Source organism: Actinomyces gaoshouyii (genome assembly GCF_002076915.1).
Lineage (GTDB): Bacteria > Actinomycetota > Actinomycetes > Actinomycetales > Actinomycetaceae > Actinomyces > Actinomyces gaoshouyii.
Genome location: NZ_CP020468.1, coordinates 203,880 through 228,614, shown reverse-complemented (window position 1 = coordinate 228,614; position 24,735 = coordinate 203,880). Strand labels below are relative to the sequence as shown.

Annotated in this window: 19 protein-coding genes; 12 read left to right on the top strand and 7 right to left on the bottom strand. The window is 72.2% G+C overall.

Features of this window, described 5'->3' with window-relative positions:
- Positions 1-42 precede the first annotated feature (42 nt).
- Positions 43-1,518, bottom strand: a complete 1,476-nt coding sequence (locus tag B6G06_RS00885; protein ID WP_080462827.1) for an NCS2 family permease — start codon at positions 1,516-1,518, stop codon at positions 43-45.
- 84 nt (positions 1,519-1,602) lie between these two features.
- Here B6G06_RS00885 and B6G06_RS00880 point away from each other — a divergent pair, with 84 nt between their 5' ends.
- Together B6G06_RS00880 and B6G06_RS00875 are read left to right on the top strand one after the other, a co-directional pair.
- Positions 1,603-2,565, top strand: a complete 963-nt coding sequence (locus tag B6G06_RS00880; RefSeq protein WP_080462828.1) for an NAD(P)-dependent oxidoreductase — start codon at positions 1,603-1,605, stop codon at positions 2,563-2,565.
- Positions 2,562-3,857, top strand: a complete 1,296-nt coding sequence (locus tag B6G06_RS00875) for a TIGR04053 family radical SAM/SPASM domain-containing protein (RefSeq protein ID WP_240494072.1) — start codon at positions 2,562-2,564, stop codon at positions 3,855-3,857. The genes B6G06_RS00880 and B6G06_RS00875 overlap by 4 nt, the downstream gene beginning before the upstream one ends.
- Here the strand turns inward: B6G06_RS00875 and B6G06_RS00870 are convergent.
- Positions 3,798-5,108, bottom strand: coding sequence for a DUF3027 domain-containing protein (locus B6G06_RS00870; protein ID WP_240494071.1), 1,311 nt, complete (start codon positions 5,106-5,108; stop codon positions 3,798-3,800). The two genes, B6G06_RS00875 and B6G06_RS00870, sit on opposite strands and share 60 nt — an antisense overlap.
- 83 nt (positions 5,109-5,191) lie before the next feature.
- Positions 5,192-7,309 carry a helicase-associated domain-containing protein gene (locus tag B6G06_RS00865; protein ID WP_081170487.1) on the bottom strand — a complete coding sequence of 706 codons (2,118 nt, stop codon included), beginning with the start codon at positions 7,307-7,309 and terminating at the stop codon, positions 5,192-5,194.
- Positions 7,310-7,457: 148 nt separating this feature from the next.
- Between B6G06_RS00865 and B6G06_RS00860 the strand changes: the two genes are divergently transcribed.
- The 9 genes from B6G06_RS00860 to B6G06_RS00820 all read left to right on the top strand — a co-directional run bounded on the left by B6G06_RS00860 (position 7,458) and on the right by B6G06_RS00820 (position 18,776).
- Positions 7,458-8,627 (top strand): ATP-binding protein, encoded by a 1,170-nt coding sequence (locus B6G06_RS00860; RefSeq protein ID WP_080462831.1) that lies wholly within the window; start codon positions 7,458-7,460, stop codon positions 8,625-8,627.
- 68 nt (positions 8,628-8,695) lie between these two features.
- Positions 8,696-10,378, top strand: coding sequence for a DNA repair helicase XPB (locus tag B6G06_RS00855; RefSeq protein ID WP_081170484.1), 1,683 nt, complete (start codon positions 8,696-8,698; stop codon positions 10,376-10,378).
- 195 nt (positions 10,379-10,573) lie between these two features.
- A complete protein-coding gene (locus tag B6G06_RS00850) occupies positions 10,574-12,742 on the top strand; it encodes a coiled-coil domain-containing protein (RefSeq protein ID WP_081170482.1) in 2,169 nt (722 codons plus the stop codon).
- A gap of 57 nt (positions 12,743-12,799) precedes the next feature.
- A complete protein-coding gene (locus tag B6G06_RS00845; RefSeq protein ID WP_080462834.1) occupies positions 12,800-13,657 on the top strand; it encodes a PspA/IM30 family protein in 858 nt (285 codons plus the stop codon).
- A 182-nt stretch (positions 13,658-13,839) separates the two neighbouring features.
- Complete coding sequence (locus B6G06_RS00840) at positions 13,840-14,460, top strand: NYN domain-containing protein (protein WP_080462835.1); 621 nt, start codon at positions 13,840-13,842, stop codon at positions 14,458-14,460.
- 96 nt (positions 14,461-14,556) lie between these two features.
- Positions 14,557-15,309, top strand: coding sequence for a response regulator transcription factor (locus B6G06_RS00835; RefSeq protein ID WP_080462836.1), 753 nt, complete (start codon positions 14,557-14,559; stop codon positions 15,307-15,309).
- On the top strand, positions 15,309-16,826 hold the full coding sequence (locus B6G06_RS00830) for a sensor histidine kinase (RefSeq protein ID WP_080462837.1): 1,518 nt from the start codon (positions 15,309-15,311) through the stop codon (positions 16,824-16,826). Before B6G06_RS00835 ends, B6G06_RS00830 begins: the two co-directional genes overlap by 1 nt.
- A gap of 178 nt (positions 16,827-17,004) precedes the next feature.
- A complete protein-coding gene (locus tag B6G06_RS00825; RefSeq protein WP_080462838.1) occupies positions 17,005-18,294 on the top strand; it encodes a hypothetical protein in 1,290 nt (429 codons plus the stop codon).
- 188 nt (positions 18,295-18,482) lie between these two features.
- A complete protein-coding gene (locus B6G06_RS00820; protein ID WP_080462839.1) occupies positions 18,483-18,776 on the top strand; it encodes a WXG100 family type VII secretion target in 294 nt (97 codons plus the stop codon).
- A 111-nt stretch (positions 18,777-18,887) separates the two neighbouring features.
- Here B6G06_RS00820 and groL read toward each other — a convergent pair whose 3' ends face one another.
- The 3 genes from groL to B6G06_RS00805 all read right to left on the bottom strand — a co-directional run bounded on the left by groL (position 18,888) and on the right by B6G06_RS00805 (position 23,005).
- Positions 18,888-20,507, bottom strand: a complete 1,620-nt coding sequence (groL, locus tag B6G06_RS00815) for a chaperonin GroEL (RefSeq protein WP_080462840.1) — start codon at positions 20,505-20,507, stop codon at positions 18,888-18,890.
- Between the two features lie 265 nt (positions 20,508-20,772).
- Entirely contained in the window at positions 20,773-22,290 is a 1,518-nt protein-coding gene (locus B6G06_RS00810; RefSeq protein WP_095532495.1) for a glycoside hydrolase family 15 protein, read from the bottom strand.
- 10 nt (positions 22,291-22,300) lie between these two features.
- Positions 22,301-23,005 (bottom strand): LytR C-terminal domain-containing protein, encoded by a 705-nt coding sequence (locus tag B6G06_RS00805; protein ID WP_080462841.1) that lies wholly within the window; start codon positions 23,003-23,005, stop codon positions 22,301-22,303.
- 179 nt (positions 23,006-23,184) lie between these two features.
- On the opposite strand from B6G06_RS00805, the gene B6G06_RS00800 reads away from it, so the two are divergent.
- Positions 23,185-23,871: a uracil-DNA glycosylase gene (locus tag B6G06_RS00800; protein WP_080462842.1), complete on the top strand. Its 687-nt coding sequence runs from the start codon at positions 23,185-23,187 to the stop codon at positions 23,869-23,871.
- Positions 23,872-23,963: 92 nt separating this feature from the next.
- On the opposite strand, the gene B6G06_RS00795 is transcribed toward B6G06_RS00800, so the two are convergent.
- Positions 23,964-24,725, bottom strand: coding sequence for a Rossmann-like domain-containing protein (locus tag B6G06_RS00795; protein ID WP_080462843.1), 762 nt, complete (start codon positions 24,723-24,725; stop codon positions 23,964-23,966).
- Positions 24,726-24,735: the final 10 nt, after the last annotated feature.

The window sequence follows — 24,735 nt, the reverse complement described above, 5'->3', positions numbered from 1 at the left end:
AGCGCGGAGGACCCCGGGGTCGTGCTGGCAGTGCTGGCCGGCTCAGGCAAGGCCGAGGATCTCCTTGATGGGCGCCATCGTGAAGTAGACCGCGAACAGCGCCGCGGTCAACCACATGAGCGGGTGGACCCGGCGCGCACGGCCGACGGCGATCTCGACGAGCGCGTAGGTCAGGAAGCCCGCCCCGATGCCATTGGTGATCGAGTAGGAGAACGGCATCATGATGATGGTCACGAAGGCGGGGATGCCCAGCTCGGGCCGCTTCCAATCGATGTCTGCCACCTGGGTCATCATGAGGAAGCCGACGACGACGAGCGCGGGGGTGGCCGCCTCGTAGGGGACCATCGCGACGAGCGGCGACAGGAAGACCGAGGTGAGGAACAGGGCCCCGGTGACGACGTTCGCCAGGCCCGTGCGCGCACCCTCTCCGACGCCCGCCGCGGACTCCACGTAAGAGGTGTTGGAGGACACCGCGCCGAGGCCGCCGACGATGGCGCCCACGGAGTCCACCACGAGGATCTCGCGGGTGCGCGGAGGGTTGCCGTCCTCGTCGAGGAGGCCCCCCTCGGCGCCGATGGCCACCATCGTGCCCATCGTGTCGAAGAAGTCGGCGAGCATCATGGAGAAGACGAGCAGGACGATCGACACGGCGCCGGCCTTCTCGAAGGAGCCCAGCAGGGAGAAGTGGCCCAGGCCCGACAGGTCCGGCACGGAGACGGGGCTGCCGCTCAACGAGGGGACGCTCAGCGCCCAGCCCGTGGGGTTGGAGCCCTCCTCGAAGGCGCCCAGGCCCTGGACGGCCTCGATGATGACGGCCAGGAGCGTGGCGCTGACGATGCCGATGAGGATGGCGCCGCGGACCTTGCGAATGTGCAGGATGACGGTCAGGAACAGGCCGAGCAGGAAGACGATGACGGGCCAGCCCTTGAGGGAGCCGCCCAGGCCGAGCTCGAGGGGCGTGCCGCCGGCGCGCACGACCTTGGCGTCCACCAGCCCGATGAGGGCGATGAACAGGCCGATGCCCACGCTGATGGCGGTGCGCAGGAAGGGCGGGACGGCCCGGAAGACGGCCTCGCGGAAGCCGGTGAGGACGAGGATGAGGATGATGACGCCCTCGATGACGACGATGCCCATGGCGTCGGCGAAGGTCATGCCGTGATTGCCGACGATCGTGTAGGCGACCATCGCGTTGATGCCGAGCCCGGCGGCCATGGCCAGCGGGTAGTTGGCGACGACGCCCATGAGGATCGTCATGACCCCGGCGATGAGCGCGGTGCCGGCGGCGATCTTCGCCTTGGCGCTGGTCACATCGCCGTCGCCCGCGAGAGCGCTGCCGAGGATGAGCGGGTTCAGCACGAGGATGTAGCTCATCGTGAAGAAGGTGACGACGCCGCCGCGGAGCTCGCGGGCGACGGTCGAGCCGCGCTCGGTGATGCGGAAGAAGCGGTCGAGAGCCGGCAGGAAGGCGGAGGGGGCGGGGCGGGAGGGCGCGGTGCGCCCGGGCGAAGTGGTGCTCACGCTGCCCCATTGTCGCAGACCCCGGAGGCGGCCACGACACCGTGTCAGGAGCCGACGGCGGCGCGGGCGAACCATAATGGACCCATGAAGATCCTGCTCACGGCCACCTCCCACCTCGATCCATCGCCTCTGAGCGCCGACGGCCACGAGGTGGTCGTCTTCGATGAGACCGCTCCGGTCCCTCCCGAGCACCGCGATGCGGAGGCGATGATCCTGTGGGGAATGGGCGGCGCTCGGGCCTTCGCGACTCTGCGGGAGATGGCCGGTTACATGACGAGCCTGCGCTGGATCCAGACCCTCGCCGCCGGGCCGGACGCCATCCTCGCCGCGGGCTTGCCCGACTCCGTCGCGATCACCACGGGGCGGCACTTCCACGACGCGACGGTGGCCGAGCACACGCTGGCCCTCGCCCTGGCCTGCGCGCGATCCCTGCCCCGGGCGCTGGCGGCGCAGCACGAGCACCGGTGGGCCCATGAGCTCGGCGGGGCGAAGCCCTTGCACGATCCCGACCGCCTGACCACCCTCATCGGCGCCCGCGCGCTCATCTGGGGCTTCGGCGCGATCGGCCAGGCCACCGCGCGGCTGCTGAGTGCCGTCGGCGCCCACGTGCGCGGGGTGGCCCGCAGCGCGGGAACGCGGGCGGGCTACAAGGTGATCGCCGTGGACGACATCGACGCCGCCCTGCCCACCACTGACCTGCTCGTCATGATCCTGCCCGCCACGCCGTCCACGGCCGGGGCCCTCGATGCCCGGCGGCTGGCCCTGCTGCCGCGGCGCGCTATCGTGGTCAACACGGGACGGGGATCCACGGTGGACGCATCGGCCCTGAACGCCGCGCTGCACGAGGGGAGGATCGCCGCCGCCGGCCTGGACGTCACCGATCCGGAGCCGCTCCCGGCCGATTCCCCGCTCTGGGACGCCCCGAACCTCATCCTCACCCCGCATGGCGCGGGCGGACGACCCGTGGGCGCGATGGAGCGGATCGTGCGCAACGCCGGAATCGTGGCCGCCTCACCCGCGGGCGAGCCGATCGAGGGGCTGGCATGACGCCGTCGCCCGCGGCCCCCGCCCGGCGCCCCTCCGCCCGGCCGGTGCGCGTCCAGCGCCATGACCCCGCCCAGCGCCCGATGCTCGTCACCTGGGAGGCCACTCGCGCCTGCGCCCTGGCCTGCCGCCACTGCCGAGCCGAGGCCATCCCACTGCGCAGCCCCCTCGAACTGGGCCTGGATGAGGCGAAGGCGCTCATGGACGAGGCGGCCGCCTTCGGCAGGCCCGCCGTCATCTTCATCATCACCGGGGGCGACTGCTTCGAGCGGCCGGACCTGGCCGAGCTGGCCGCCTACGGGACGGAACTGGGACTGCATGTGGCGCTCTCGCCGTCGGGGACGGACAAGCTCACCAAGGAGGCGCTCTCCGAGCTGCAGGAGGCAGGTGTCGGCGCCATCTCCCTGTCCATCGACGGCGCCACGGCCGCCACGCACGACGCCTTCCGGGGATTGGAGCGCACCTTCGACCGCACGATCGCCGGCTGGGAGGCCGCCCGCGAGCTGGGGATGAAGGTGCAGATCAACTCCGTGGTGGCGCGCCACAACGTCCATGAGCTGCCGGATATCGCCGCCCTGGTGCGCGAGCACGGGGCGATGACCTGGTCCGGATTCCTCCTGGTGCCCACGGGGCGCGGCATCGACTTGGGCGCTCTGGACGCCGATGAGGTGGAGGACGTGCTCGGCGCCTTCTACGACATGGGCGAGGCCGTCCCCGTGCGCACCACCGAGGGGCACCACTTCCGGCGCGTGTGCCTCCAGCGCCAGGTCCTCGCCGATCGGGGCGTCACCGACGAGGAGATGATGCGGATCATGGGGTACGGGCCCCTGTACCGCCAGTTGCGTGAGCGCATCGCCGAGCTCGGGCTCGACTCGGGGCCCCGGCGGCGGCGCCCGCCGATCACCGTGAGCTCGGGCAGCGGCTTCGTGTTCGTCTCCCACACCGGGGAGGTGACGCCCTCGGGCTTCCTGGAGAAGAGCGCAGGGAACGTGCGCGACTCCTCGCTGACTGAGATCTACCGCCGCTCCGAGGTGTTCACCGGCGTGCGCGACCCGGGTCTGCTGAAGGGCCGCTGCGGGGCCTGCGAGTACAAGGCCGTGTGCGGCGGCAGTCGGGCGCGCGCCTACAACATGACCGGCGATCTCCATGCGGAGGACGCCTCCTGCAACTACCGCCCCGGCAGCTTCCCCTTCCCCGACGACGTCGCCGCGCTCATGAGCGGGGTCGGCGGGGGCTCAGGCGCGGGTGGGCATGAGGGCCTCGAGGTCGGCAAGGCTGGTCAGGGGGGTCACTGAGTCAGCCGCCTCATCCTCGGCATCGGGCCCGCCCGAGGGCCCGGTGGAGCGCTCCGCGCCGAGCTCGGCGGCCAGACCCGCGACGGCGTCGCGCGCGGAGACGGCGCGATCCTCGCCGGTGCCGGCGGGCCCCGGCTCATCATCGCCCACGGGCGCCCGGGTCTCGGCCCCGGGTGCGACGCCGACGGGGCCCGGGGCTTGCGGGGCCTCGTCGGCGGCGGGCCCGGCCGCCTCCTCGGCGGATCGCTCGGCGACGGGCCCCGCCGTTCCCCCAGCCGGAGGGCCCTCCTCGGCCACCTCATCCAATGAGACACCACCGCGCAGGTCCCGGCCGTCGGAGGCGACGACCTCCATGCGGCCCTCGTCGACGCGGGAGGGCGCCACCGGCCACTCCGGCCCCTGGTCGGGCACATCGGTCTCGGAGTGGGCGCCGCAGCCGTGGTCGAGGGAGACGACGGCGCCGTCGTCGGGGGCCCACTCATTGGCGCAGATCCCGAAGGCCTGCCGGAAGGGCCCCGTCATGGGGATGAAGAAGCCGCATGTGGAGCACGTGGCGTGGGCCTTGCGGACGCCGTCGGCGTGGGGGCCGTGGTCGCCGTCGTACCAGCGCTGGGCGGCGCGCTGGACGCCCTCGGGGCTGAGGACCCGCGCGCGCCCGAGGTCCAGCTCATCGAGAGCGACCCTGTCCCCCTCCTCGTCGCCGGTGGCCTCCCAGCCGGGCTCGAGACGCTCGTCGGTCTCTCGCAGGGGGAGCCGGTCGGAGCGGCCGACATCCCCGGGGGCCAGGCGGTCCGCCCAGGGCACCCACACGGGGGCGAGGAGCGCGTCCTCGCCGGGCAGCAGCTCGAGCTCGACCACGGTGGCCGTCCGCGAGCGCGGCGAGCGGCTCATCGTGACGGCCCAGCGCCAGCCGCGGTAGCCGGCCAGGGTGCACTCGAAGAGATGGGTGACGAGGCGCTCGGCGTCCGCGCGGGCGGCCGTGTGGGCCCCGATGGTCTCGGGGATCGTGATCTCCATAAGGGCGGCCCGCGCGAGTTCGACGGCGGTCGCACTGGTCAGCGTGCGGTCCTTGGCGGCGAGAGCGGCCTGGGACGCCGTGGGCAGCGAGCCCCCGCGGACCAGGGCCGCGGTGGCGGGGTCGCTGGCGGTCCCGATGCTTCCCCGGGGGACCTCGGGGGCCTCGGGGCTCTGCGGAGTCGCGCTCATCTCGGGGGAGGTCGCACCGGCCACGGCGCTCTCGGTTCCAGTCACGCGCCCCAGTGTAGAGGGGGTGTCCACGCCCCGCCCGCCGGCGGGCCCGTCGCGGGGCGCCCTCCCAGGGACGTGGGCGCCGGTCAGTCCCGGCTGATCGGCTCCACGGAGACGATGCGGTGGATGGCGACGGTCACCTCGGTCTCGCGCACGACGTCGGCGAGCCTGACCCGCCCGGGCTCGACGGCGCGCACCCGCACCGTCCTCTCCTGGACCTCACCGTCGGGTCCCGCCAGACGCAGGCGCAGCAGGGAGCGGTTGGCCTGCCCCTGCCGCAGGACGGCCAGGGCGTGGACGGGGTCACTCGCGACAACGGTCGGCCCGGCGGCGGCGAGGGCCTCCTGGCCGGCGCGCATCCTGCCAACCATGACGGCGAGCTCCCGGTTGGTGGGGGCGCGGCGTCGGGAGGCGATGACGTGGCCCGGCCGGGTGGGCTCGGGCGCGGCGCCCCGGCCGCGCGCACCATCGGCACCGCCCGGGGCGAGAGCGGCGCCGTCGATGACGAGGCGGCCCTGCCCGTCCTCCATGACGGGCGCGAGCCCCGTGGCCCGCAGCTCGCGCAGGACCTGCCCGGCACTGGCGGTCGCGGTGATGATCCCGGGGGCGGCCTCGTTCAGGCCGAGGCCGGCCAGCCGGGACTCGGTGAGGAGGCCCGCAGCAGTGGCCGGGTCGGGGACGCGCAGGATCGAGGCGATGGGCCGCACGCGGATCGCCCCGTGGCGGCGGGCGGCGTCCTCAACAAGGGCCTCCAGCGCCCCCGGCAGGGGGACGGGACTGTAGGCGCCGAGCGCGTCGAGGAGCTCGGTGGCGCTCAAACCCGCGTCGAGGGCGCCGCGCACGGAGTCGGGGGTGAATCGGAGGGTGAGGGCGCCGCCGCGCGATTCGACAACGGCGCTGCGTTCGAGCAGGGCGGCGAGCGGCGCGACGGGACGGCCCGGAACGATCGCGGTGAGGTCGGACTGGAGCAGCAGCATGGGCACCGGCTCGGGCAGGTCGGCGGCAAGCGCGTCCTCCAGGACGCCCAGGGAGGCCGGATCCGCATCGGCGCCCGGGAACGCGTGCTCGGCCAGGGCGCGGCCCGCGCGCGAGAGCGCTCCGGCACCTGTGATCCCCAGGAGCTCGGCCTCAGCGAGGATCGCGGTGATGGCACCCTCGGGGATGGGGCGGCGGGGGCGGGCCGCGGTGAGGGCCGCGCGCACGAAGCCGGGAGTGGCGGAGGCGCCGTCGGGCAGCGTGGCCAGGAGGTGCAGGATGCGGTGCCGCAGGGAGCGGGCCCAGGGGGCCTCGGCGGCGTCGCCGAGCACTGCTCTCAGGACGCCATCCTCACTGCGGCTGCCGACCAGCCACGGAGTGCGGGCGCTGGAGGCCCATGCGGTGGCGAGGGCGGCCCAGCGCTCGGGCAGGGGCGGGGCGTCGCCATGGGAGAGCCAGACCAGGGCGGGGGCTGCGGGGAGCCAGGCAGCCCCGTCGTCGTCGAGGCCGAGGAGGCCCGCGGCGGCGGCGATCTCGACAATGGTGGCGACCTGGGCAGGGGCCAGGCCGAGGGCCCCGGCTGTGCGGGCCAGGGGGCGCACGCCGACGCCGCCGGTGCGCAGGAGGGGGCCCGGCTCGCGCAACCACTCGCGCAGGAGCGCGGTGACGAGGCGGACGGCCTCCTCGGCGTGCTGGGCGGACTCGGCGGCGATGGTCCGGGGCTCGATGATGGTCAGCGAGTCGGGGCTGGGGCCGGTGAGGTCTTCGGCGGGCGGGGGCCAGGAGGCGGTGCCGGGCGCGAGGGCCTCGGCGAGGCCGGGGGCGGGCCGGTTCGAGATCGTCAGGGCGAGGCGGGAGAGCTGGGAGAGCCGGTCGGCGACGGTCTCGAGGGGCAGGGACAGTCGATCGGCGAGGAGTGCGGCGAGGTCGTCGGAGCCGGCAGTGCCGACGGGCCCTGCTTGCCCGAGGACGGGGATGACGAGGCCCTCGGCGACGACGATGGCGGCCGCGTCGAGCTGGGCGAGGGCGAGATCGGTGCTGGTTCGCCCGGCGGCGCGGGCCGCGAGCGCGGTGAAGGAGGAGGACGGCGGGGACAGCAGGTCCGGGCGGGCCAGGAGGAGGTCGGCGATCTCGCGGTCGGGCAGGGCGGTCAGGCGCGCGGCCAGGTCCTCCACCGTCGCCGGGACTGGTGCGCTCGCCGCGCGCCGCCGCGTCTCCTCACTGCTCATCCCACCAACGGTACAGCCCCGCGCCACCCCACCCCGCGTCCCCGACGTCTACAGGAATATTGACACGTATACACGTGTATGTACCCGTATATACGCGTATCTGAACACACTACACTCACCTAGTAGGCCTACAGATTCGGAGGGCGTCATGGACCCCGTGCTCAACCCCTACGTTCCCGGAGCAGGCCGTCGTCCCGCCGCGCTCGTGGGACGCGATGACGTCATCGGCGTCTGGGACGTCATGCTGCGCCGCGCCGAGCGCGGGACGACGGACCAACCGCTCGTGCTCTACGGGCTGCGAGGAGTCGGCAAGACCGTCCTCCTCACCCGCCTGCGCCACGATGCGGACAAGCGCGAGTGGATCACGGTCCAGGTCGAGGCCGGAACCAGCAGGGGCCTTCGCGAGATCGTCGGCGAGGGGCTGTACGGCCCCCTGAGCGACCTCGCGCGCCCCGCCGCCGGCACGCGCCTGCTGCGCGCCCTCAAGACCGCCCTGTCCTTCAAGGCCTCCTACGACCAGACGGGCTCATGGTCCTTCGGCATCGACCTGAGCGGGCAGAGCGGCGGCGGCGCCGACTCGGGAGTGCTTGAGACCGATCTCAAGAAGATCCTCAAGGACGTCTCGCTCGCGGCCGCGGAAGAGGGCGGCGGGCTCGCGCTCCTCATCGATGAGGCGCAGGACCTCTCAGCCGAGGACCTCACCACGGTGGCGGCCGTCTCCCACGCCGCGGCCCAGGACGACTGGCCGGTGCTCTTCGCGCTCGCGGGTCTTCCCAGCCTCCCGCAGACGCTCTCAGAGGCGCGGTCCTACTCTGAGCGGTTCCGGTTCGTCAAGGTTGAGCGCCTCGACCCGGATGGCGCTGCCGCAGCGCTCGCCGATCCCGCCAAGGCGGAGGGCGTGACGTGGGACGACGACGCCTTGTCGCACGTCGTGGACCGCTCCGGGCGCTACCCGTACTTCATCCAGCAGTTCGGGCAGGAGGCGTGGGACGCCGCATCCGACAGGCGCATCGACCGCCGAGCGGCCGAGCTCGGCGTCGCCTCGGGTCTGACCCAGCTCGACAACGGGTTCTTCCGCGCCCGCTGGGACCGCACGACCCAGGCGGAGAAGCGCTACCTGCGGGCCATGTGCCCCGAGGGCGAGGACGGCATCGGCAGCGGCGAGGTCGCCAGCCGGCTGGACCGGACCATCCAGAGCCAGAGCGGGGTCCGCAACTCCCTCATCCGCAAGGGCATCGTGTACGCGCCCGACCACGGCGTCATCGCCTTCACCGTCCCGGGCATGGCCGGATTCATCTCCCGCCAGCACGGGGAGTAGCGGCCGGCACCGCCGCCGTCGGTGAGCACTCGTCCCCTCTACGGCGCCGGCAGGGCGATACTCCCCCCATGCCCGCCACACCCGACCTGCCCGACGGACCCCTCATCGTCCAGAGCGACAAGACCGTCCTGCTGGAGGTCGCCCACCCGGCCGCCGACGAGGCCCGCCGCGCGATCGCCCCCTTCGCCGAGCTCGAGCGTGCCCCCGAGCACGTCCACACCTACCGCATCACGCCACTGGCGCTGTGGAACGCCCGCGCCGCCGGGCTGGACCCCGAGACGGTCGTCCACGTCCTCATCAGCTACTCGCGCTTCCCGGTCCCCCACTCCCTGCTCACCGAGGTCGCTGAGACGATGGGCCGCTACGGCCGCCTCCAGCTGCTGTCCGACCCGGTGCACGGGCTCGTGCTGCACGCCATGGACGTGCCCGTGCTCGAGGAGGTCATGCGCTCCAAGCGCACCGCGGGCATGCTCGGCGAGCGCCTGTCCCCCGAGGACGTCATCGTCCACCCCTCCGAGCGCGGCAGCCTCAAGCAGGCGCTCATCAAGCTGGGCTGGCCCGCCGAGGACCTCGCCGGCTACGTCGACGGCGAGAAGCACCCCATCACCCTGGCGGACGACCCGGCCGCGGCCGCCGCGCACGCCCCCGGCGCCTTCGCCCTGCGCCCCTACCAGGCGCAGGCGGTGGACGCCTTCTGGGCGGGCGGCAGCGGCGTCGTCGTCCTGCCCTGCGGAGCGGGTAAGACCCTCGTGGGCGCCGCCTGCATGGCGCGCAGCTCGACGACGACGCTCGTGCTCGTCACCAACGCGGTCTCGGCGCGCCAGTGGAAGGAGGAGCTCATCCGCTTCACCTCCCTCACCGCCGATGAGATCGGCGAGTACTCGGGCTCGCGCAAGGAGATCCGCCCGGTCACCATCGCCACCTACCAGGTGCTCACCACCCGCCGCAAGGGCGTCTACCCGCACCTCGACCTGCTCGACGCGCACGACTGGGGCCTCATCGTCTACGACGAGGTGCACCTGCTGCCCGCCCCGGTCTTCCGCATGACAGCGGACCTCCAGGCGCGCCGTCGTCTCGGGCTGACGGCGACGCTCGTGCGCGAGGACGGGCGTGAGGACGAGGTGTTCAGCCTCATCGGCCCCAAGCGCTACGACGCGCCCTGGAAGGACCTGGAGAACCAGGGGTGGATCGCGCCGGCCGTGTGCACCGAGGTGCGCCTGAGCCTCGACGCCGGCGAGAGGATGGTCTACGCGACGGCGGAGGCGCCCGACCGCTACCGGCTGGCCGCGACCGCGCCCGCCAAGGTCGGCGTCGTCGAGGCGCTCCTGGCGCGCCACCGCGGTGAGAGCGCGCTCGTCATCGGCCAGTACGTCGACCAGCTCGAGGAGATCGCCGAGCACCTGGGGGCTCCGCTCATCACGGGGGCGACGACGGTGCGCGAGCGCCAACGCCTCTACGACGCCTTCCGCGCCGGTCAGGTCACCACGCTCGTCGTGTCCAAGGTCGCCAACTTCTCCATCGATCTGCCCGGCGCCTCGGTGGCCGTGCAGGTCAGCGGCTCCTTCGGCTCGCGCCAGGAGGAGGCGCAGCGCCTGGGGCGCATCGTGCGCCCCAAGTCCGACGGCCGCCAGGCCCACTTCTACACGGTCGTCGCGCGCGATACGAAGGAACAGGAGTTCGCCGCCCACCGCCAGCGCTTCCTCGCCGAGCAGGGATATGCCTACGAGATCATCGAAGTCGACGACCTGTGAGAGAAGGGCCGGTCGGGGCGCGCAGGATGATGACCGGCATCGGGGTTCTTCGTCCAGATGCACTCGATGATGGTCCCGGGTCCGGTGGGTCTCGGGGCTCGGCAGCGGCCGAGCCCTTGAGCCCATGAGCAGATCGCTCAGGCGTGGGCGAAACGAGTTGCCTCAGGCGCTCCGCAACGGCGACGATGGGCCGCGATGCTATCGACACCCCGCCCCGCGCGCCATCCCTGCGACGCCCGGCGCCCGACCATCCCGCTCCTCCTCGTCTTGCTCATCTCGGGCGCGGGAACCCTCGTCGCACCCACCGCCGATGCCCGGTCATCGGCACCGGCATCCACTGCCATCGGCGATCCCGCCGCGATGACGGCCGGGGCACCGACATCGGGCTCTCCGGCCACGGGGGCGGCCGCTCGCGTCGTCGACGGCGCGAGCATCCTGGACAACGCCGCAGCCGCCTCCGCCGTCGAGAGGGCCGCGAAGGATGGCATCACCCTGTCGATCCTCACGGCCACCGATGAGACGAGCAGGGCCGAGGCCCTGGCCAAGAAGGAGTGGAGCGCCAAGGGCATGGGCGCCTCGGACGCCCTGCTCGTCATCAACATGCCGGCCTCGGGATCAAACTCCTACTACCTGGCCACCGGCAGCGACATCCCGGCCTCCAAGCGCAGCGAGCTGGGCAGCGCCATCGGCTCCTACATGCGCTCCCACGACTTCGACGGCGCCGTCGCCGCTCTTCCGAGGCTCCTGGCCGAGGCCAAGGGCGGCAGCAGGAGCGGGGACGAGGGCTCATCGGGTATGTCGGCCACGGGCCTCGTGCTGCTGGCGGGTGGGGGCGCGGCCGCTGCGGGGGCGGCCGCCTACGCCATCTCGCGCCGCCGTAAGTCGGACCCCTCATCCACCCAGGAGGACACCGTGTTCTGGAATCGCAAGAAGAAGGCGCCTGAGCAGGCCGGCCCGGTGCCCCTGGACCAGCTCATCGCCCAGGCGGGCGCCGCCCTCGTAACCGCTGATGACGCGATGCGCGCCGCTGACGAGGAGCTGTCCTACGCCCAGGCGCAGTTCGGCCTGTCCGCGACCGACTCCTTCACCGAGGCGCTGGGCCAGGCCAAGGCCCACCTGAGCCGCTGCTTCGAGCTGCGCAAGATCCTCGACGACGATATCCCCGAGACCGAGCCCCAGCAGCGCCAGATGTACGGGGAGATCCTCGACCGCTGCCAGCGGGCCATGGGCGCGATCCAGGCGCAGAAGCAGCTCTTCGAGGAGCGGCGCGGCATCGAGTCCGCCCTGCCGACCTCCATGTCCGAGACCGCCCAGCGCGCTGACGAAACCGAGCAGGCCATCACCATGGCCAAGACGCTCCTGGTGACGCTGCGCGCCACCTACCCCGCCTCAGCCCTCACCTCGGTCTCCGAGGCGCCCGTGCGCGCCGAAAGGCTGCTGGCCGCGGGCCGCACCGCCCTGAAGCAGGCCGGGGCCAGCGCCGACGCCGGGCAGCAGTCCACCGCCGTCGAGCAGGTGCGCATCGCCCAGGGATCGATCGCCCAGGCCGGCGCCCTGGCGGCCCAGGTGGCCAGCGCCAATGAGCGCTTGAGCACGGCCTCGACCGACCTCGCGGCGGCGATCGCCTCCCTGTCCTCCGATCTCGTGGACGCCAAGCGCCTGGCCGACCAGGTGCCCAGTGCCACCCTCGCCCCGCTCGTGGCCGACGCCGAGGCCGCCATCGCCGAGGGCCGCGCCGCCTCCGGGAGGGCCAGCACCGACCCGTCCGCCCCGGTCAGCGGCGATCATGTGGTCGGCGACCCCCTGGCCGCGCTGGACCACCTCAGCCGCGCCGAGACCGCGATCGATGCCGCCCTCGCCCCGGCACGGGCGAGGGAGGAGAACGACTCGCGAGCCCGCAGCCAGTTGGGTTCGCGCCTGTCGCGCCTCAACTCGCAGGTGCAGTCCGTGACCGCCTACATCACCACGCACCGCGGCGCTGTCGGCTCGTCGGCCCGCACCGCCCTGTCCGAGGCGGCCCGCCACGCCTCGGCGGCCACTGCCATGCAGTCCACGGACCCACAGGCGGCCCTGGCCGAGGTAGCCGCCGGCGAGCCGCTGGTGGCGCAAGCGCAGGCCCTGGCGGAGGCCGATGTGCGCGATGCCGGTGACGCCTGGGGCTCCTATTCCAACTACTCCGGGGGGTACGGCCACCGCGGCGGCGGCCTGGACCTCGGCTCGCTCGTGCTCGGGGGGATCCTCATGGGCGGGCTATTCGACGACGACCGTCCCCACCACATCGGCGGCTGGGGCGGCGGCGACTTCGGAGGTTTCGGTGGAGACTTCGGCGGCGGCGACTTCGGCGGCTCCGGCGGGGACTTCTGAGCCCCTCACCACTGTTCAACCCCATCACCTCAACCACCACCCGAAGGGAACTCCAACATGGCTGAGAAGCAGTCGATCCTGGGCCGTATCGCCCAACTGACCCGCGCGAACATCAACGCCCTCCTCGATCGCGCTGAGGACCCGGAGAAGATGCTCAACCAGCTCGTGCGCGACTACACGAACTCCATCGCCGAGGCCAAGCAGGCGGTCGCCCAGACCATCGGCAATCTGCGCCTGACGGAGAAGGACTACGAGGCCGACGTCGCCGAGGCCAGGGACTGGGGGGCCAAGGCCCTGGCCGCCTCCCGCAAGGCCGACGAGATGCGCGCCGCCGGTGACATCGCGGGCGCCGATAAGTGGGACTCCCTGGCCAAGGTGGCCATCACCAAGCAGATCACGGCGGAGAAGGAGGCCAAGGAGGCCGAGCCGATGATCGCCTCCCAGCGCCAGGTGGTCGAGCAGCTCAAGACGGGGCTGAACCAGATGGAGGTCAAGCTCGGCGAGCTGAAGTCCCGTCGCGACCAGCTCATCGCCCGCCAGAGGACCGCCGAGGCGCAGGTCAAGGTCCAGGGGGCGATCAGCTCGATCAACGTCATGGACCCCACTTCCGAGCTCTCCCGCTACGAGGAGCAGGTGCGCCGCGTCGAGGCGCAGGCCGCCGGGCAGATGGAGCTGGCGGGATCCTCCCTGGAGTCCCAGTTCGCCGAGTTGGAGGCCTCCGACACCCAGATCGAGGCCGAGGCCCGCCTGGCCGCGCTCAAGTCCGGCGGCAAGGGGGCGCTGCCCTCCGCGTCCGCCGCCCCCGCCCAGATCACCGACGGGGACGAGGCCATCAACGCCGCCTTCGAGGCCCTCAAGGCCCAGAGCAGGCCCGCCGCCCAGCGCGTCACCGACGAGGACGCCTCCTCGTACTGACGCGCCCGGCGCAGCGCAGGATGCGGCAGGATTCGATCCGCAGGGCCGGCATCGGGCCCGGCGGAAGCGCCTGAGGGCGCCCAGCGCCCGATGGCCCGGGCGACCGGCCCGCGGATCGAATCCCGCCGCCCCACCCGCCTCGCACTGCGCTTACCCCCGCGCCGCCCGGCTACGATAAGCGCATGAGCGCCCCTACCTATCTCCTCATTGATGGTGAGAACATCGACGCCACCCTCGGCATGAGCGTGCTCGGACGTCGCCCCGAGCCCGATGAGCGCCCCAGGTGGGACCGCGTCCTGTCCTTCTGCGACTCCTTGTCGGACACGACATCGTCGGACGGCCAGGGCGAGGACGCCCACGGTCTGTTCTTCCTCAACGCCACGAGCGGTCACATGCCGATGGGCTTCATCCAGGCGCTTATGGCGATGGACTACCGCCCGATCCCGCTGTCCGGCTCCGGCTCCGTCGATGAGAAGGTGGTGGACACCGGTATCCAGCGGACCCTCGATGCCTTGGCCGAGCGTCTCGCCGCCCAGCGCGAGGAGGATGCCTCCGCCCGCCTCCAAGTGCTCCTGGGCAGTCACGACGGCGACTACATCCCCCAGGTCGAGCGGCTCCTCGACGGCGGCGCTCAGGTCGGCGTCCTGTGCTTCCGGGAGTTCCTCAACTCCCATCTGGCCGCCCTGGAGACCAGGGGCCTGAGGATCCACGACCTGGAGTACGACGTCGACGCCTTCACCTCCGTGCTGCCGCGCATCCGGATCATCCCACTGCAGGAGTTCGACCCGCTGCAGTTCATCTGAGCGGCGGGCCCGGCGTCCCGAGGCGCTCCCGCCCCGCCATCCAGGATTCCCAGCGCCCGTTCAGGCAACTTCCAGGAATCTTGCGACAATGGGCGCATGGATCTCGACACGCGCACCGGCACGCCTCAGGCATCGACCGAGGCCAAGCTCCTCGTTGTCGACGACGAGCCGAACATCCGCGACCTGCTCGCCTCCTCCCTGCGCTTCGCGGGGTTCGAGGTCGTCACCGCCACCGATGGGAATCAGGCACTGCGCACCATCGAGTCCGACGATCCCGACCTCATCGTCCTGGACGTCATGCTCCCGGACATGGATGGATTCACGGTAGCCAGGCGCGTGCGGGAGAGGGACAACGCCACGCCAATCCTGTTCCTCACCGCCCGAGACGACATGGATGACAAGATCCAGGGCCTGACGGTGGGCGGGGACGACTACGTCACCAAGCCCTTCGGCCTGGAGGAGGTCGTCGCCCGAATCCGCGCCATCCTGCGCCGCACCCACGCCGTCGACGAAGGGGACGACGGCACGCTGCGCGTGGCCGACCTCATCCTCGACGAGGACGCGCACGAGGTCCACCGCGCCGGCGTCGAGGTGGAGCTGTCGCCCACCGAGTTCAAGCTGCTGCGCTACCTCATGATCAACGCGGGGCGCGTGGTCTCCAAGACCCAGATCCTCGACCACGTCTGGGAGTACGACTGGAGCGGGGACGCCGCGATCGTGGAGTCCTATATCTCCTACCTGCGCCGGAAGGTGGACCAGATCGAGGCGCTCGACGGCACCACAGTGGTGCCTCTCATCCAGACCCGTCGCGGCGTGGGCTACATGCTGCGCGAGCCCAAGGGCGAGTGATGCCGCCATCCCGGAGGCGGGACCGCTTCCGCCCCATCGTCGACTCCAGGCGCTACTGGCACTCCCAGCCGCTGCGCACGCGACTGGCGCTCATCACCACGGGCCTGCTCACCGTCGGACTCCTGGCCACCTCCCTGGTCACCACCCAGCTGCTGCAGACCCATCTCATGGGGCAGGTCGATGACCAGCTCAAGGTGACCTCCCGGACGATCGGAGACCGGGGCCTGGAGTACCTCCGGCAGGACGGCAGGAGCTCGCAGGCCCCCACCACCTACTACATGGAGGCGCAGTACGCGGGCGGCAAGATCGGCCGGATGGTCAATGAGAAGACAACGGCGGAATACGGGATCCCATCCCTGGGCACGCTCTCGCTGGGCGACGGCAACCCCTTCACCGTCGCCTCCTCGCTGCCGGGCCACTACTGGCGCGTCCTGCCCCTGGAGATCAAGGATCAGGACGGGAACTACACCGGCGTCGTGGCCATCGCTCTGCCGCTGCGCAATGTCCAGGAGACCGTGGAGCAGACCAGGCTCGTCGTCGCTGTGGCGGACGTCGTCGTCGTCCTCGTCGGCGCAGGACTGGCCACCTACCTCGTCCACCGCTCCTTCGGCCCGCTGCGGCAGATCGAGGGCGTGGCGGGCCGCATCTCCCGGGGCGACCTCTCCGCGCGCGTGCCGGTGACCGAACCGCCGATGACGGAGGTCGGCTCGTTGCAGCAGGCCCTCAACACGATGCTCCAGCAGAACGAGCATGCCTTCTCCGTACAGGTCACCGCGCAGGAGCGCATGACCCGCTTCGTCTCCGATGCCTCCCACGAGTTGCGCACACCGCTGTCGGCGATCCAGGGCTACGGCGAGCTCTACCGCATGGGCGGCGTGCCCGTGGAGCGCACGAGCGAGGTCATGGGGCGCATCGAGTCCGAGGCCACCCGGATGGGCCGCCTCGTCGAGGACCTCCTCCAGCTGGCCCGCATGGATGAGGGCCGCAAGATGGACACTGCCCCCGTCGATCTCACCGCCGTGTGCGCCGGAGCGCTCACGGACATGGTGGTCCTGGCCCCCGAGCGCGACTGCGCGCTGCTGAGGCTCGACGGTGCCCCCGCGGACCCCCAGCCGCTGACGGTCATGGGGGACCGCGACCGGCTCGCCCAGGTCGTCACCAACCTCCTGGGAAACGTAGTGCGTCACACGCCCGCGGGGACCCCGGTGGAGATCGCGCTGGGGCCGATCGGCGGCCGCTCGGCCATCATCGAGGTGCGCGATCATGGCCCGGGGATCGCCCCTGCGGACGCGAGCAAGGTGTTCCAGCGCTTCTACCGGGCGGACACCTCCCGTAACCGGGAGACCGGCGGATCGGGCCTCGGCCTGTCGATCGTCGCCGCGATCGTCCAGCGCCACCACGGGACGATCGGCATCACCCCCACCCCGGGCGGCGGCGCCACCGTGCGCATCGAGCTCCCTCTGGCCCACCCCGAGCAGGCCCCCGCGTCGGCGGGCGACGGGCCCTGGACCGCGTGAGGGCAGGCGCGGAACGAGGCACGGGGCGCCGCAGCAGGTCGGAGGCTCCAGCGCGGGCCCCGATGGGGAGCACTGCCCGGGGTGGCGGGTGGAACACGATCGCGCTTCGACTTTGCCGCCCCGCAGTCCTACGATGGCAACTGTTCTGTTATCTCCTGTGAGGCATCGGAGGCATGGCATGGCCGTCAGCGACGCGCCGCAGTGGCTGCTCCCCGCCTTCGTGCGCAGCCTCAAGGCCCTGGGCACGACGGCCGATCCGGAGCGGCTCCGCGCTGCCGGTCAGGCACTGATCGAGCGCTGGTCCACATCGGACCGCCGCTTCCACAACCTCAAGCACGTCATCGACATGCTCGCCCGCGTGGACGAGCTCGCGGACGAGTCCCACTACCCCGATGTCATGCGCATCGCGGCCTGGTACCACGGCTGCGTGTTCTCCGCGGAGACCAAGGAGACCTACCAGCGCAACGGCGGTGAGGACGAGGTCGCCTCGGCCGCCCTGGCCGCCAAGGAGCTCGCCGCCCTGGGTGTCCCGGGCGCCACGGTGGATCGGGTCTGCGCCCTCATCCTCAACCTCAAGAGTCATACGCTCCCGGCCAACGACATGGACGCCAGCGCCCTCAATGACGCGGACCTGGGAACTCTCGCCGTCGAGCCGCAGCTGTACAAGAAGTACCGGATGGCAGTGCGCGAGGAGTACGCCCATATCCCCGACGAGCGCTACTACGAGGCGCGCCTGGCGATCATCACCCGGCTCCTGGATCGCGACCGCCTCTTCTCCTCGCCTCTCGGTGAGCGCTGGGAGCTGCCCGCCCGGCAGAACCTGGCCGCCGAGAAGAGCAGGATCGAGTGCGCTCTGGCGAAGATGGCCGCTGGAGGGGCTCCGCCGAGCAACGACCTCCGCTCCCCCGGGACCGCCGACGGCGCCGCGCGTGGGATGAGGGCCGTCCCGGCTCCCACCGAGGCGGCCCCCGCGTCCACGACTCCGAGCGCTCCGGTGCCCTCGACGGCGGCCCCGGAGCGCATCCAGCCCACCGAGCCGATGGAGGCCCCGGCGCCTCCGTCCCCCACCCGGCCCGCCGCGCAGACGCGCCCCGAGGTCCTGCCCCCCTCGATCCCGCCGACGCCCCCAGCGGAATCGGGCTCCATCCCATCGGCGCCGTCCACGCCCTCGCCGCAGACGCCCGCGCGGGGGATCCCGCGCGCCCATGAGAGGCAGCGCGAGCATGACGAGCACGCCACCTCGATGGAGACCTGCGCCGAGGACATCGACCGCCTCCTGTCGTCTCCCCGTGCCGCGGAGGGGCCTGAGCCACGCGACCGCCAGGCGATGGTCCAGGCGGAGCGCGAGCGCATGGCCGAGCGCCTGCGCCTCAAGACCGAGGAGGCCAAGATCGCCCGCGAGGCCCGTACCGGTGAGTTCATGCCGATTCTCGATGAGGTCGTCGACGACGGGGCCGGGGACCTCTGAGCCACCGCACCCTTCTATCGTCGGCCCTCTACTGCTGCGACCCCGGGCCCCGCACCACAGGCACCGCTGCGCGCAGCGCTCGGGCAGGCCTGTGCGCGAACGACTGAGGGGTCTTCGGCGGGCGCCTACCGTGGAATCGACGGCGCCGCCCGGCGCTACCCCCCCCCCACGCAGGAAAGGCCCCCATCATGCCCGTCTTCTCCGTCGACACCCAGGCGGTCTCCGATACCGCCAGCCGGACCGCCACCCGCATCTCCACCATCCAGGCCGAGGTCGACGCCATGAACAGCGACATCGCCGCGCTGGAGACCACCTGGTCGGGCACTGCGTCCATGTCCATGAGCGCGGCGGCGGCAGCCTGGCACCTCACCCAGTTGCGGGTCCAGGACAGCCTCGACATGCTCCGCGCCGCCCTCGGCCTGTCGGCCGACTCCTACTCCCGCGCCGAGTCCGGCAACCAGGCTCTCTTCGTCCCCGAGTGAGCCGCTCCGCACGACGGTGGGCCGCCCCACTGAAAACCCAGTGGAACGGCCCGCCGTCGATGGGCCCAGGGACAAACGCCCCTGAGAAGTCCCCTTGAGGGGAGGAGCGGATCAGTACATGCCGCCCATCTCGTCGCCGCCGGCGGCCGGGGCGGCCGGGGGCTCCGGCTTGTCCGCCACGACGGCCTCGGTGGTGAGGAAGAGACCCGCGATGGAGGCAGCGTTCTGCAGGGCGGAGCGAGTGACCTTGACCGGGTCGGCGATGCCGGCCCCGAGCAGGTTCACGTACTCGCCGGTGGCAGCGTTGAGGCCCTCACCGGTGGGCAGGTTGCGCACGCGATCCACCACGACGCCGCCCTCGTAGCCGGCGTTGACGGCGATCTGCTTGAGCGGGGCCTCCAGGGCGACCTTGACGATCGCGGCGCCGGTGGCCTCGTCGTCGGAGAGCTCGAGGCCCTCCAGGGCGGCGGAGGCCTGAATGAGGGCCACCCCACCACCAGCAACGATGCCCTCCTCCACGGCGGCCTTGGCATTGCGCACGGCGTCCTCGATGCGGTGCTTGCGCTCCTTGAGCTCCACCTCGGTGGCAGCACCGGACTTGAGGACGGCGACGCCGCCGGCCAGCTTGGCGAGGCGCTCGGAGAGCTTCTCGCGGTCGTAGTCGGAGTCGGACTTCTCGATCTCGCCGCGGATCTGGGCGACACGGGCCTCGATGGCCTCCTTGTCACCGGCGCCCTCGACGATCGTGGTCTCGTCCTTGGTGACGACGACCTTGCGGGCCTGGCCCAGGTCCTCGATGGTGGCGTTCTCCAGCTTGAGGCCGACGGTCTCGGAGATGACGGTGCCTCCGGTGAGGATCGCCATGTCCTGCAGCATCGCCTTGCGGCGGTCACCGAAGCCGGGGGCCTTGACGGCCACGGACTTGAAGGTGCCGCGAATGCGGTTGACGACGAGGGTGGCCAGGGCCTCGGCCTCGACGTCCTCGGCGACGATCGCCAGCGGCTTGCCGGCCTGCATGACCTTCTCCAGCAGCGGCAGGAGGTCCTTGACGTTGGAGATCTTGGACTCCACGAGCAGGACGTAGGCGTCCTCGAGGACGGCCTCCTGGCGGTCGGCGTCGGTGACGAAGTAAGGGGAGATGAAGCCCTTGTCGAAGCGCATGCCCTCGGTGACCTCGAGCTCGAGGCCGAAGGTGTTGGACTCCTCGACGGTGATGACGCCCTCGTGGCCGACCTTCTCCAGGGCCTCGGCGATGAACTCGCCGATCTGGGGGTCGGCGGCGGAGATGGAGGCGGTGGCCGCGATCTCGTCCTGGGTCTCGACGTCCTTGGCGTCGGCGAGGAGGCGCTCGACGACGGCGGCCACGGCCTTGTCGATGCCGCGGCGCAGGGCGATCGGGTTGGCACCGGCCGCGACGTTGCGCAGGCCCTCGCGCACGAGCGCCTGGGCGAGCACGGTGGCGGTGGTGGTGCCGTCGCCGGCGACATCGTCGGTCTTCTTGGCGACCTCCTTGACGAGCTCAGCGCCGATCTTCTCGTAGGGGTCCTCGAGCTCGATCTCCTTGGCGATGGTCACGCCGTCATTGGTGATCGTGGGGGCGCCCCACTTCTTGTCGAGCACGACGTTGCGGCCCTTGGGGCCGAGGGTGACCTTGACGGTGTCGGCGAGGACGTTGAGGCCGCGCTCCATGCCGCGGCGGGCCTCCTCCTCGAAAGCGATGATCTTGGGCATTGTGTTCCTCCACTGCGTGGTGGGTGGCTGGTCCGCGCCCGCGACGGACGGATCGACTCCGGGCGTTCACGTCACGCCCAGCGCCGGTCCTCACGTCCCAGCCGGGTCGATTGTCACTCGAAGGCTCCGAGTGCTAACGGCAATGCTGGCACTCTCGGTGCCCGAGTGCAAGACGCCCGCCGCGCCACGCGCCCGGCTTCCCCCGACGGCGAACCAGCCCCTCCAGTGGATGCGCCGGACGGGCATCCCGACGGCCCCGAGTCTGTCAGCCGGCGAGCTCGCCGGCCGCCAGCAGCACGAGCGCACAGGTCCATGCCAGGGGCGCGGGGCCGGCGGGCCGCCCATCCGACAGGACTTTCTCCGCCAGGGCGCCCGCCGCTGTGCGGTGCGATTCCAGCCAGGTCATGAGCTCCTCGGCCTCGGTCCGCTCTCCCAGTGCCGCTGCCGACCAGGCCAGGAGGGCTGTCTCCGGAGTCCAGGAGACGCCGTCGTCGCGCCAGCCCGAGCCCGGGGCGAGGCCGCCCGCCGCGCGGGTCATCCGCGCTCGGGCGCCGACGCGAACTCGCGCGCTGCCGGCAAGAGCCCGGGTGAAGGGCGGGCCGACGAGCGCGATCGCGGCGTCGACGTCGTCGTCGCGCACGTGGCGGCCCCAGCCGGGGTGGAAGGAGAACTCGATGGCGGCCCGCACCTCCTCCACCCGCCGGACAAGCGCCTCACGGCTCGAGATGACGGGGGACGGGCCGGTGGCGGGTGCGCCCGTCGGCGCGCCCTCCACCGGGCCGACGCGTTCAGCCAGGAGCGAGTCCGCGAGCGCGAGCGCCCCCTCCAGTCCCAGGAGGACGGGCGCGGCCAGGCCGAGGGTGGTCCGCCTCTCGGGCACCTCCCAGTAGTCGGGGCCGGCCGGGGGCAGATGTGAGGGCGTGGACGTGAGGGTCATCAGTCGGTCGGCGGCCCGGCCGGCGGGATCGGCCAGGTCTTCCAGGTCGGCCGGGTTGACCGGGCCGGCTCCACCGGTCGGGTCGCCCCATCGCCCCGCGATGATCCGACCGAGCGCCCAGAGGAACCAGCCCGCTCCATCCTCTTGGCGGGGACGGCCATCCGGCACCTGGCCGACGGCGTTGTAGCGGGCCTCGAATCCGCCGTCGGGGAGCTGCAGCGCGGCGAGCCTGCGGAGGATGGATAGGGCCTCCGCCCTCAGGCCCACGGCGTCGAGGGCGACGGCCGAGAAGGAGGCGTCGCGCGGCCACACGTAACGCCATGCGCTCACGGGACCGGCGACGACGGCACCCACCGGGAAGCCCTCGGCCCGGGCGGATGGGACTGCCGCATCCGTGGCGGGCGCGGGCTCAACGGCGAGGGTGGGGCTCGTGAGGGCGAGGAGGTCGACCAGAGCGTCCGCGGCGAGGCCCTGCCACCGGCCCTGCGGAAGGCGGGCGCCGGAGGCGCGCCGCTGGAAGGAGGTACGGGCCGCGGCGCGTGCGGCGTCGTCGAGGGCCAGGGGATCGGCGGCCGAGGAGGGCACGCGAGTGCCGGGGAGGTAGTCGATGGAGGTCCCGGGGGCGAGCGGGAGGACGAGGCCGCCGGCCCCGACGGCGAGCCCCTCGCTGAGCAGGGTTGGCTCGGGGCGCGCGGTCAGGCGCGTGATCGCGGGGATGGCCGCGAGCGCGCCCCCGACGAGGAGGGGCAGGGAGATGGCGGTCCGGCGGCGCAGGGCCCCCGTGCCCGTGCCGCGCGACGGCGCCTCAATCGGGGCGGCGGGGTCGGGCGCGCGTCCGTCGCCCATCAGGCGCTCATCAGCGGTTGTTGCCCCTGCCGTTATCGATGCCGCCGTTGTGCGCCTCGGGAGTGGCGCCGTTGGGGCCATTCTCTGAGGTGGTGGCGGCGCCGCCCTCGGAGGCGCCCGGGTAGTCCTCGCGCAGGATGATGACGATCGGGTTGGACTGAGCCTGCCCCGGGTCCTCCACGGCCTCGCCGCCTCCGAGGGCGGCGACGACCGCCTGGGCCGTGGCGGCCTGCTCGGCCGAGTTGTAGTACACGGTGGTCTTCGTGGGCTGCTCGACGGTGTAGGCGCCCGGCGAGACATTGACCTGCGTGTATCCGGCGGCGGTCAGCCTCTCGCCAGTGCGGCCCGCCAGGCCCTGGATGGAGGTGCCGTTGTAGAGCGTGATGCCGGTGGACATGTCGGCCTCGCCCGTCGGCGCGGCGGAGGCGGAGGCGTCACCCGCGCCGTCGCTGGGGGTGGCGGAGCCCCCCGGGGCGGGTGCGCCGGTGTCGGCGGGGGTCGCCGTCGTCGTTCCCGCCGTGCTCGCGGAGTTGTTGCTGGAGTGGCCCAGGAGCTTGACGGCCCCCCAGGCCAGGATCGGGACCAGGATGAGCACAGCGAGAAGGGATACCCAGCTCCGCCAGGCGGGGAGCTCGGCACGGTGAACGCCGATCGGCGCGGGTCCAGCGCCCCTGCCGTCGTCGAACTCGTCGTCGGGGTAGTCGTAGTGGCTCACGCGGGCAGAATACCGGCCCGCCGCCCCCGGCGCAGCGGACACGACGAGGGCGTGGTTATATCTGCCCGCTGATCCATGGGCGCGAGCGGCCCGGCGGGCTCCGGAGCGGGTTGGCCGAAGCGTCCATGCCGGATCTCGCTCATGCAGACTCGACGGCGATAACGCTCTACGCTCGGGGCATGAGCGAGTCCCGTGAGCCCCAGCCACTCGACCGGATCATCGACCCCTCGTGGGCGCGCGCCCTGGCGCCCGTGGAGCCGACGATCCATGGGATCGGCGCGCGCCTGCGCCAGGAGATCGCCGAGGGGCGCGGCTACTTGCCGGCGGGCACGGATGTGCTTCGCGCCTTCACCTATCCGCTCGACGATGTGCGCGTCCTCATCGTGGGGCAGGACCCGTACCCGACGCCGGGCCACCCCATGGGGCTCAGCTTCTCCGTGGCGCCGGGCGTGCGCCCGCCCCGGAGCCTGGAGAACATCTTCACCGAGCTCGTGAGCGATCTCGGCGTGCCGCGGCCGACCTCCGGCGACCTCACCCCGTGGTCCTGCCAGGGGGTCATGCTGCTCAACAGGGTGCTGACGGTCCGGCCGGGCTCGCCGGCCTCGCACAAGGGATGGGGCTGGGAGCAGGTGACACAGCGGGCGATCGAGGCGCTGGTGGAGCGCGGCGGCCCGCTGGTGGCGATCCTGTGGGGTCGGCCCGCGCAGTCGCTGACCCCGATGCTGGGATCGACGCCGATCATCGCCTCGCCGCATCCCTCGCCGTTGAGCGCCTCCCGGGGGTTCTTCGGCTCGCGGCCGTTCTCGCGCGCCAACGCGCTGCTGGTCGAGCAGGGCGCCGCCCCCGTCGACTGGCGCCTCCCCTAATCATCGAGACCGGTCGAAAACGGCGACGAGACCGGTCGATATCAGGAGCGAGACCGGTCCGCCCATGGCGCCCCGCATCCCGCCCATCGCGGTCAGGACGGAACGCGGTGCAGATGCATGCGGCGGCCGGGGCCGATGCCGGGCAGGACATCGAGCATGCCTGCCTCCAGGCCGCGGTCCGCTACCCAGCCGGTGATCGTGTCGACGCCGAGATCGAGGAAGAGGGGGTGCATCGGCGTCGACGGCCCCACGAGGACCGTGTGCGCTCCCCCGCCGACGGCGAGCTCGATGAGCCGGGGCATCGTCTTGTTGACGAGGCTCGACGACGAGACGAGGACGGCGTCGCAATCCGCGAGCAAGTACTCGCAAGCGGTATCGGGGTAGTCACCGGGACGCGGGTCGCGCTCCAGGATGAGGACCTCCGCGGCGCGGGTCAGCGCTCCCCGGGCGAAGGGGAAGTGCCCGATGATGCCGATGCGGCCTCCGGCGAAGCGCTCGTTGTAGGGGTCGAAGACCTCTCTCCACCCCACTCCTTCCCCCGTCGGCGCGAAGCCATTGGCGACGGCGGTCTCCTGGCGGGAGTACCAGGAGTTGATCGCGGCGAGGCCCACGCTCGCCTCGGCCAGGTTCCAGGACTTCACCAGCGAGGCGACGTCACGGAGCAAGCGGCCCTCCGCTGGGGAGCCTGCGCTGAGCGCCGGGCGCGAGTGGGCGTCGATGGTATAACCCGCGCCGCAGCCGCCGCCGTCGTTGAAGACGCGCGTCCACTGCGGGCCGCGGTGGACGGCAGTCACGCGAGCGTCATCGGGGAGGTCGTCGATGAGCGCGTCGTAAATCTCCCAGGGGTTGGTCATGCGGGCTCTC

Bases quoted from the DNA above. Each gene is read 5' to 3' on its own strand.
- B6G06_RS00845 (WP_080462834.1), top strand. From the start codon at position 12,800: ATGGCTGAGAAGCAGTCGATCCTGGGCCGTATCGCCCAACTGACCCGC.
- groL (WP_080462840.1), bottom strand. From the start codon at position 20,507: ATGCCCAAGATCATCGCTTTCGAGGAGGAGGCCCGCCGCGGCATGGAG.
- B6G06_RS00860 (WP_080462831.1), top strand. From the start codon at position 7,458: ATGGACCCCGTGCTCAACCCCTACGTTCCCGGAGCAGGCCGTCGTCCC.
- B6G06_RS00865 (WP_081170487.1), bottom strand. From the start codon at position 7,309: ATGAGCAGTGAGGAGACGCGGCGGCGCGCGGCGAGCGCACCAGTCCCG.
- B6G06_RS00830 (WP_080462837.1), top strand. From the start codon at position 15,309: ATGCCGCCATCCCGGAGGCGGGACCGCTTCCGCCCCATCGTCGACTCC.
- B6G06_RS00820 (WP_080462839.1), top strand. From the start codon at position 18,483: ATGCCCGTCTTCTCCGTCGACACCCAGGCGGTCTCCGATACCGCCAGC.
- B6G06_RS00800 (WP_080462842.1), top strand. From the start codon at position 23,185: ATGAGCGAGTCCCGTGAGCCCCAGCCACTCGACCGGATCATCGACCCC.
- B6G06_RS00850 (WP_081170482.1), top strand. From the start codon at position 10,574: ATGCTATCGACACCCCGCCCCGCGCGCCATCCCTGCGACGCCCGGCGC.
- B6G06_RS00875 (WP_240494072.1), top strand. From the start codon at position 2,562: ATGACGCCGTCGCCCGCGGCCCCCGCCCGGCGCCCCTCCGCCCGGCCG.
- B6G06_RS00825 (WP_080462838.1), top strand. From the start codon at position 17,005: ATGGCCGTCAGCGACGCGCCGCAGTGGCTGCTCCCCGCCTTCGTGCGC.
- B6G06_RS00795 (WP_080462843.1), bottom strand. From the start codon at position 24,725: ATGACCAACCCCTGGGAGATTTACGACGCGCTCATCGACGACCTCCCC.
- B6G06_RS00810 (WP_095532495.1), bottom strand. From the start codon at position 22,290: ATGGGCGACGGACGCGCGCCCGACCCCGCCGCCCCGATTGAGGCGCCG.
- B6G06_RS00835 (WP_080462836.1), top strand. From the start codon at position 14,557: ATGGATCTCGACACGCGCACCGGCACGCCTCAGGCATCGACCGAGGCC.
- B6G06_RS00840 (WP_080462835.1), top strand. From the start codon at position 13,840: ATGAGCGCCCCTACCTATCTCCTCATTGATGGTGAGAACATCGACGCC.
- B6G06_RS00855 (WP_081170484.1), top strand. From the start codon at position 8,696: ATGCCCGCCACACCCGACCTGCCCGACGGACCCCTCATCGTCCAGAGC.
- B6G06_RS00880 (WP_080462828.1), top strand. From the start codon at position 1,603: ATGAAGATCCTGCTCACGGCCACCTCCCACCTCGATCCATCGCCTCTG.